We start from the raw sequence: 7,286 nt of genomic DNA on the forward strand, positions 1-7,286 counted from the left end.
CATCTGCGAAAGGTCGGCGCGAGAACCTTCACAGACCTCTTTGCCGCCATCGGCAATATCTGTGACCTGTTCACACCAGACGAATGCTGGAACTTCCTCAGAAATGCAGGCTATGCATCAACATAAAATGGAAACGCTCTAGTGCCTGATGCGGCATGGTGGGGCGTTGAACCTGAGCCCTGAATGGCCGCTTTCATGTGTTTGACAGTATGCCTTCGCAGGCGCCACGAATTCACACTTTCCGCCGTCCCTGTCAAATTCTGCAAGCGCGAACGTCGGGACGACCGTGTCCGCTTAGGGCTGGGAGCAGTCAACCGAGGGGCTCTGGAAACCGGTTGGAGGCGGGCCAGAACAAGAAACTGGGTGCTGCACCGCCGCAGGTCGGCTTCGAGCCTAAGTCAGCCGATTGCCATGCCGAAACCGACGCGTGGCCGATAAGGCGTTCGGACGGATGCCGCTAAATCGGGATCTCGTTCGAATATTTGATCCGTTGCATCGGAATTTCTGTCTTGACGCTTTGAACCCCCGGAAGGGCGTTCAGATACTCGATCTGAAAGCGGCGGTAGGCTGTGATGTCGGCGGCCAGAATGCGCAGAAGGAAGTCGCAATCCCCCGCCATCAGGTGACATTCCACGACATTGGGCAGGCGCTGCACTTCCTTGGTGAACCGTTCAACGGTCGCCTCGTCCTGTCCGGTCAGCCAGACGCGGGTGAATAATGTCATGCCAAGGCCGAGGGTGTCGGGGTTCAGGATCGCCGTGTATCGTTCGATGATACCGGCAGCCTCCATGTTCCGGATACGCCGGAGGCAAGGGGTTTGCGACAGCCCGACCTGATCGGCGATCTCGTTGCTGGTCTGCTTGCAGTCTTGCTGCAGCAGGCGAAGGATCTTCCGGTCGATGTCGTCGAGGACGTGCTGCATGGTCATGCTCGTTTCGATTGGTGCGTTGCGCTATTTATGCAGTTGTCCATGGTGCTTGGCACTCAAAAATTATAATTTTATACCTCAATTTAGCAAAAAACACCCCCAATCCAGTGCCATACTCTATTTCGCACTGGCAAATGGATCGGAGGGATCATGGAAAAGGTCGGTTTCATCGGATTGGGCACCATGGGATTGCCCATGGCGCGGAATCTCGCGCGGCATGGCGTTGCGCTGGACGTCTGGAACAGGACGCAAAAGGCTCCAGATGTTTTCCCGGACGGATGCGATGTCGCATTTGCCCGATCCCCGCGGGCCGTTCTGCGCGGGTCGCGGACCTCCATTCTCATGCTGCTGAACCAGGATGCCGTCGATGCCGTGCTGGAGCGCGACACGGCCGCCTTCGCCGAGAATGTGCGGGGCAAGACGATCATCGGCATGGGCTCCGTCGATCCCAGCTATTCGGTGGCACTGGCCGACGACATCGCACAGGCGGGTGGGGCCTATCTCGAAGCGCCGGTTTCAGGCTCGCGGGTCCCCGCGGAGAACGGCCAGCTTGTTTGTTTGCTGGGGGGTGATCGCGCTGTGGCCGAGGCGGCGGCACCTCTCTTGCGCCCCATGTGCAAGGATCAGATCCATTGCGGGGCCGCAGGTGATGCCTTGCGGATGAAACTGGCGATCAATCTTTACCTTTGCTCCAGCCTCGTCGCCTTGGCGGAGGCGACCAGTTTCGCGCGCAAAGCGGGCCTTCCCTTGGACAAGTTCACGCAAGCCGTGGCCGCTGGCCCCCTCAGCAGCGATTTCGTGACCATCAAACTGCCCAAGATGATCGACAGCGATTTCACGGTGCAGGCCGGTGTGGCGGACGCGCATACGAGCACCTGCCTGATCCGAACCGAAGCCGCGCGGCTGTGCCTGGCAACGCCGCAACTCGACGTCAGCTCTGACCTTTACGCACGGGCGGTGCAGGCGCTTGGGCCCAAGGTCGATATGTCGAGCGTGATATCAGTACTCAATTAGAGAGGGCAGACCTAAAGAGATTTGCCAAATCCTCCTTGGCAACGTGGTGACCGCCCGACGGCAGCTCCGTCCCGGCCTGCCGACCTCTGGCCAACAAAAATGCTGCACAATGTGTCGAACGACTGCTTCGGGGAAGCTGCAACGCAGCATCGGGGGCTGTCGCGAGCGGCCGCAAAGGGCCGAGAGCGTCAACTCCGCAAAGCCAATCGTGGCCGAGCTCGGAAGAGGTTTCGGCCTACTGTCTGGCTTCGAAGATGACGGCCACCCGGCTCAGAACATCGATCTGTTGCCCCTCCGACATTGCCGTGCAGCGAACAAACAGGTCCTGCATCCTTTCACTTACAGCTGAGCGCACTTCGTCTGCTTGCTCTTGAAAGGCTAGGTAGATCGCATCGATCCCTAGATAGTCGGGGATTTCACCTCCAGACGCACTCCTTTGACTAACCGTCTCCTTCGCCTCGATCCAGAAGACATCGAGTTCGTGTGCCCAGGCTTCTGCCAGCTTTTCCAGGGTCGGCAGAGTTAAGGAACCGAAGAGCGCTTGACCAGCATCACCGGTGTCGTGTCCTGATAGGAAACTTGCGAGTGACGCGAGAAGTGAAACCGTTCGAGCTGGCCGAACATCCCAGTGGGTCAGATGCGCAAGGGTGCTGCCGAGACGGCTGAACGTAGCGGATATCGCGTTCAGTTCTGGGCGGTGGCTTTGCATGCCTCGGCGGCGCGTTTCGGCATAGGCGGCGGATAGGAGCCTAGTTGCTTCTACCTGGTCGCCAATGATCTCTGCGCGCCCATCGACATCTCGAACGGCAATCAAGCGAGGCGGTAGAACAGTAGGGTCTTGGGGGCTGCCTGTACGACCGCCCAAGAGGAGGACGGTGATTGGTTCAACTGAGGACAGAAGGCAGAGTTCGGCTCCCCAGAGACCGCGAGGTTTTGCGTTCGAGACCCGGTCCAGAACGTCAGCTGGCAATACACGCCGAAGAGCTTCCAACTGATCGAAGTAGTTGTTGGAACGGAGGATGCGCGGTTTCTTGACCTGTTCGAGAACAAGATCGGTCAGATCACCGGCAGAAAACTCAACCAGCTCTGATGGTAGGTCTTCCGCGCCAACACCCGACAGGAGCGCGATGCTAGCGACACGAGCGCGCGCCTTGTGATCTGATGACAGAACCAGCCCGGGAAGGTCGAAGGTGTAGTAGTGGATGCGGGAATTGGGACTGTCTATCCGGTCGATCCGGCCCAACCCCTGAATGAGGCTCTTGACGTCGGACGTGACGCCAATGATCCCAAGCGCAGAGGCGATTTGGAGGTTGATCCCTTCCGCCATCTGGAATGTGAGGAACATGGCCCGTGGCTTTAACGGGTCGACATGCTTCCCATCGATGCCGAAATACTCCTGCGCATCTGCTCCGGATCGGATGTGTTGCAGCTTCTTACCGGTCTTGATCCGTGCACCAGGTGCGACCACGAAGACCTCGGGTCCTCTTCCGCGATGCCCAGCAAGAAGCCTGGCATAGACCTCGAGCACGCCGACCCGCTCAGCAAGGAAGATGGCATGGCCATGCTTTCGAAGGATGCCTCGCATGACGTCGGCCCGGGCTTCATCAATGCTGTCGAGGCTGGAATGATTCAGAAGCCTGCTGATCCGGTCACAAATCGGCGTTTCGCTGTCCTCAGCTTCGGCATCGACTTCTTCGGTTAACGCGCCATCCGGAATGGCAATACCGCGGGCGTTCTGTTTCTCGGCGCGTCTTAGGTTTTCTCCGATTGATGCCCGCCCTCGTTGATCGGCTTCGCTGTCGCGCTCGCGGGCCCATTCTTCGCGCGCAAAGGTTATCGACGCACGTAGCAGTGCAAGAAAGTTCCGAATGTGGATACGCGATTTGTCATGGAATTTGATTTCTGTGTGGGCGGCGCGTTGGGGATCAGCAGACACAAGGGTCACCCCAGTCGTAATGCATTCCGCCAATGCCTTGATCCGCTCAATAATTTGGCGCTGCTGATCACTCAGCGCCGTATCCTCTCGGTGGCTTCGGATCGTTGGGTAAACGAAAGCGCCGGACTTTCGATCCGCACTCTCCCCAATGCAATCCCGTTGGCGCCGCACGACGTATGGCGCCAGGGCGTCGGCCAATCCTTCCTGAAGCGCACTGATTTGCAGCCCGCCGGTCTCTAGCTGGCGTTCGACTTTGTTGACTTCGACCTGTAGAGCTTCCGCGCTGTCGAACAGATCGTCCTGTACGCTTTGATCTTCGATCCGGCGGTTCATCTGGTCGAGGTGGCGCACGAGTTCGCCACGCTTTCGAACCTTCGCCATATGTTGGTTGATCTGTTCCGTGATGGCAGGAGGGACATAGATCGAGGCGCGCTTCTCATGGAATGCAAGCAAGCCATCCAGACCTTGGTTTCCCATGAGCGTTGCCGACAAACAGGAAGTCCAGATGGCTGGGCTGCGCTCGAAGACAAGCGAACGCGCGGACGGTGCAAGATATCTGGAGCTCAACCTGTGGCTTTCATCAACGATCATTGATGCGGACGAACGGACCGCCCGATTGATTTCTTCGAGTTCTGCAGTCTCCTCCTTACCTCGCCGCGACAGGTGACTGTGCTTGATGGGTTTGAAGTTCGCAGGCGCATTTGTTGTCCAGTTCTTTAGAACACTGGCAGGTATCAGGGCGAGTGAGCCAAGCCGTTGTTGATCGGCGCGCTCTCCCCAGGAAAAGACCGTCTGCCCATGGCTGACCGGTAGAACCGTCGCCAGGTGTTTTCCGATGTCGGTTTTCCCGGCACCGGTTGGCGCTTCGACAAAGGCAAAGCCGTGTTCATAGACCGTCCCTGCAGCCTCATAGACAAGATCGGCTTGGAAGGGTTGAGGCGGACGTCCGGCGCTGGTCTCGCCTGCGACACGCCAGGGGGTGAAGGTTGTGGCTTCGTGAACCGTTCTGGCCACTGCTTCTTCGGGTGAGACAAGGCGGATCAGCGCTCGCAGGATTTCCAGCGCTGTTTCAGTCCAATCGCGCCCCATGTCCCAATACTGCTCGGCGGCCGCGCGACGCGCAGTCGCAAGTTCGGGCCAGGCATTGGCGTCGTCCATGAATTCCAGATTGCGGCGCAAACCGTTGATAGAGAAATTGGCACTTCCCGAAAGTGCTTTGTCCCCACCTACAAAAAGCTTCGCGTGAAGCATTGGTGGACGGCGCCCTAGTTTTTCTTCTGCCAGATCGGGATCGAAAATGCGGAATCTGATAATTCCGCGCTCGATTGCGTCCATTGCAAGAACTGCGCGCAGATCGGCTAAATCAACAACCGAAAAGCCTCTTGCCCCAAGGAAATGCTGGTGCGCTTCATCGGCCACTGACCGGCCGACGCCACCCAAAACCTGTCGTACTTCGGTGTTGGATCCAAAGGCGATGCGAATACTGCCCTCTGAGCGTTCTTCAAGGTTTTTGATTGTTTCGAGCAAGATGGTGAGCGAAGACAGGAAGTCCTGATAACCTGTTACAATCAGACAACTTGGTTGCTGTAGAATGGACTTGACCAAGCTACTGACAGAACGCGTTGCATTATCGCCCCAGGCCTCATGGCGAGACGAAGGAGGCCCTTCGGTCGTCCGCAAGTCACGGTCTGTGTCGCTGGCCCGCGCGAAAAAGCGTGAAATCAGTCCTTGCCGCTCCGTGTTTGCCATGTGCTGTTGTCTTCCTATGCCCTCAGGGGCAACGCTAAATTGGTTTTGTCTAAGCCGTCAGTCTTGAATTGGAATTCCCAGCTCCGCCCAAAGCGCGCGCGGCGCTGGCGAAGCTAATTCCCACTGTACTTCAATTGGTTTCTCTCTTTCCCATCCGCCAAACTTGGGCTGTCCGCAATAGATGAACGGATTGACCTTGCCGTTTACCTTGTTCCCCCGTCGGATGAACAAATGTACCTCGTGGCCTTCCTCGCCGCTGATGACCCGGCCATGCTTGCTGTCCTGGCGCGTCTGGTTCTGGCTGAACCATTTCAGCCGTGACGGGCTGAGGAATGCATTTTCGTAGGTCAGGTCCTGAGTTGAGACATTGGCAAGAAGGATCATGATCTTCTTTTCGGGCAGCGCCTTCATCCCGGTGCGCCATAGGTTCTGCTGATACTCTTCGCCAAAGAACTCGGCGATGTCCGGCACGTAGTAGCGCTGCCAAAGCTCCAGAGCCTGCGGCTTGCCGGCAAAGGTCGCGGACGCCTCGGAGGCCTCGCGGACGATGGGAGTTTCCGCCAGGCGCCATTCGACCAACTCGCGCACAAGCGATTCCAACTCGCCGGAGGCGTCAGGGCGGGCCAGCCAAAAGCCGTCGCTGCCTTGGGCCAGGTGCGGGTTGAAGGCCAGCTCTGACGCGCCGTTGCTCGGTTGCCGCCCGGCTGCGACGTCGCGCAAGCCGGTCAAGGCGGATCCGGACAAACCCCTGGGCCGTTCCAACTCGCGTAAGAGACGACCGTGAGTAGCGAAAGGACGTTCATTCGCGCAGAAAGCCGCGTTGTGGACTAAGCCACAGGACTCAACTATTGTGCGTTTCAGTGAGGCATCCTAACCCTATGGGACCACACACCTGCATTTAGCCACCCTGCTATAGCTGAACTGACAAAGAGGCCCAATTCCTTGAACACCAAAAATGAAAATGCAGTTGTTTTTTGTTGTGACGAGAGTCATTTGCCGATGGCCTATTTCGTCGCAAACCAAATTCACGAAGTTGAAAAAGATCGCAAATTTGACATCATAATCTGTGTACCGAGTGAAGTACCGGTCCCCAATTACATTGATCCGCATGTCGCAAAGATTGTCCGCTTAGACGTAGCAGAGCTTGCGGGAATTACACTACAACGTAAATGGATCTCTACTGCTACGTTTTACCGAATATTGCTTCCCACTGTATTTCACGGAACTTACCAAAAGTTGCTGTATTTGGACACTGATGTCTATCTTCGACGTCCTGGCATTCAAAGTCTGTTTAATGAGGTTAAAATTAATACCCCTTTGGCAGCGTGCCTAGAGCCTAGCCAATACGTCCTGCGACGACAAGACAAGGCACAGCAGACAACAAAAAAGCGCATCGCGCTACTTGGAGGCAGAGATAAGACCTACTTCAATGCTGGATTGCTGCTGATAGAGCCTGAAGCCTTTCTAAAAATGGATGGCATTAACCGATTTTGGCGTGCTTATGAAGAAAACATCGATGTAATTTCAGAGTTTGGTGAACAAGACCAAGGCGCGTTAAATAAAGCCTTTGCTGATGAAATTTTCCAGATATCTCCTTTGTTCAATTGGCACACAGGTGCACTCGCAAATGAAACAATGGTACAATATTTCAATCCGGTA

At 56.5% G+C, this 7,286-nt stretch carries 5 protein-coding genes; 2 read left to right on the forward strand and 3 right to left on the reverse strand.

Features of this window, described 5'->3' with window-relative positions; translation table 11 throughout:
• Nucleotides 1–457: 457 nt before the first annotated feature.
• Complete coding sequence (locus VGP75_RS19580) at nt 458–922, reverse strand: Lrp/AsnC family transcriptional regulator (protein ID WP_327545247.1); 465 nt, start codon at nt 920–922, stop codon at nt 458–460.
• A gap of 156 nt (nt 923–1,078) precedes the next feature.
• Between VGP75_RS19580 and VGP75_RS19585 the strand changes: the two genes are divergently transcribed.
• Complete coding sequence (locus VGP75_RS19585; protein ID WP_327545248.1) at nt 1,079–1,942, forward strand: NAD(P)-dependent oxidoreductase; 864 nt, start codon at nt 1,079–1,081, stop codon at nt 1,940–1,942.
• Between the two features lie 235 nt (nt 1,943–2,177).
• Here VGP75_RS19585 and VGP75_RS19590 read toward each other — a convergent pair whose 3' ends face one another.
• Both VGP75_RS19590 and VGP75_RS19595 read right to left on the reverse strand, forming a co-directional pair.
• A complete protein-coding gene (locus VGP75_RS19590) occupies nt 2,178–5,627 on the reverse strand; it encodes a phospholipase D family protein (RefSeq protein WP_327545249.1) in 3,450 nt (1,149 codons plus the stop codon).
• A gap of 57 nt (nt 5,628–5,684) precedes the next feature.
• Nucleotides 5,685–6,356 carry a DUF3427 domain-containing protein gene (locus VGP75_RS19595; protein WP_327545250.1) on the reverse strand — a complete coding sequence of 224 codons (672 nt, stop codon included), beginning with the start codon at nt 6,354–6,356 and terminating at the stop codon, nt 5,685–5,687.
• Between the two features lie 213 nt (nt 6,357–6,569).
• On the opposite strand from VGP75_RS19595, the gene VGP75_RS19600 reads away from it, so the two are divergent.
• Nucleotides 6,570–7,286, forward strand: a 717-nt coding sequence (locus VGP75_RS19600; RefSeq protein ID WP_327545251.1) for a glycosyltransferase family 8 protein, incomplete at its 3' end; no start/stop codon positions are given.

Origin of the sequence: Yoonia sp. (genome assembly GCF_036007805.1) — a bacterium.
Taxonomy (GTDB): domain Bacteria; phylum Pseudomonadota; class Alphaproteobacteria; order Rhodobacterales; family Rhodobacteraceae; genus Yoonia.

Excerpts from the sequence above, each read along its gene's own strand:
- VGP75_RS19580 (WP_327545247.1), bottom strand. The coding sequence starts at position 922 with ATGCAGCACGTCCTCGACGACATCGACCGGAAGATCCTTCGCCTGCTG.
- VGP75_RS19585 (WP_327545248.1), top strand. The coding sequence starts at position 1,079 with ATGGAAAAGGTCGGTTTCATCGGATTGGGCACCATGGGATTGCCCATG.
- VGP75_RS19590 (WP_327545249.1), bottom strand. The coding sequence starts at position 5,627 with ATGGCAAACACGGAGCGGCAAGGACTGATTTCACGCTTTTTCGCGCGG.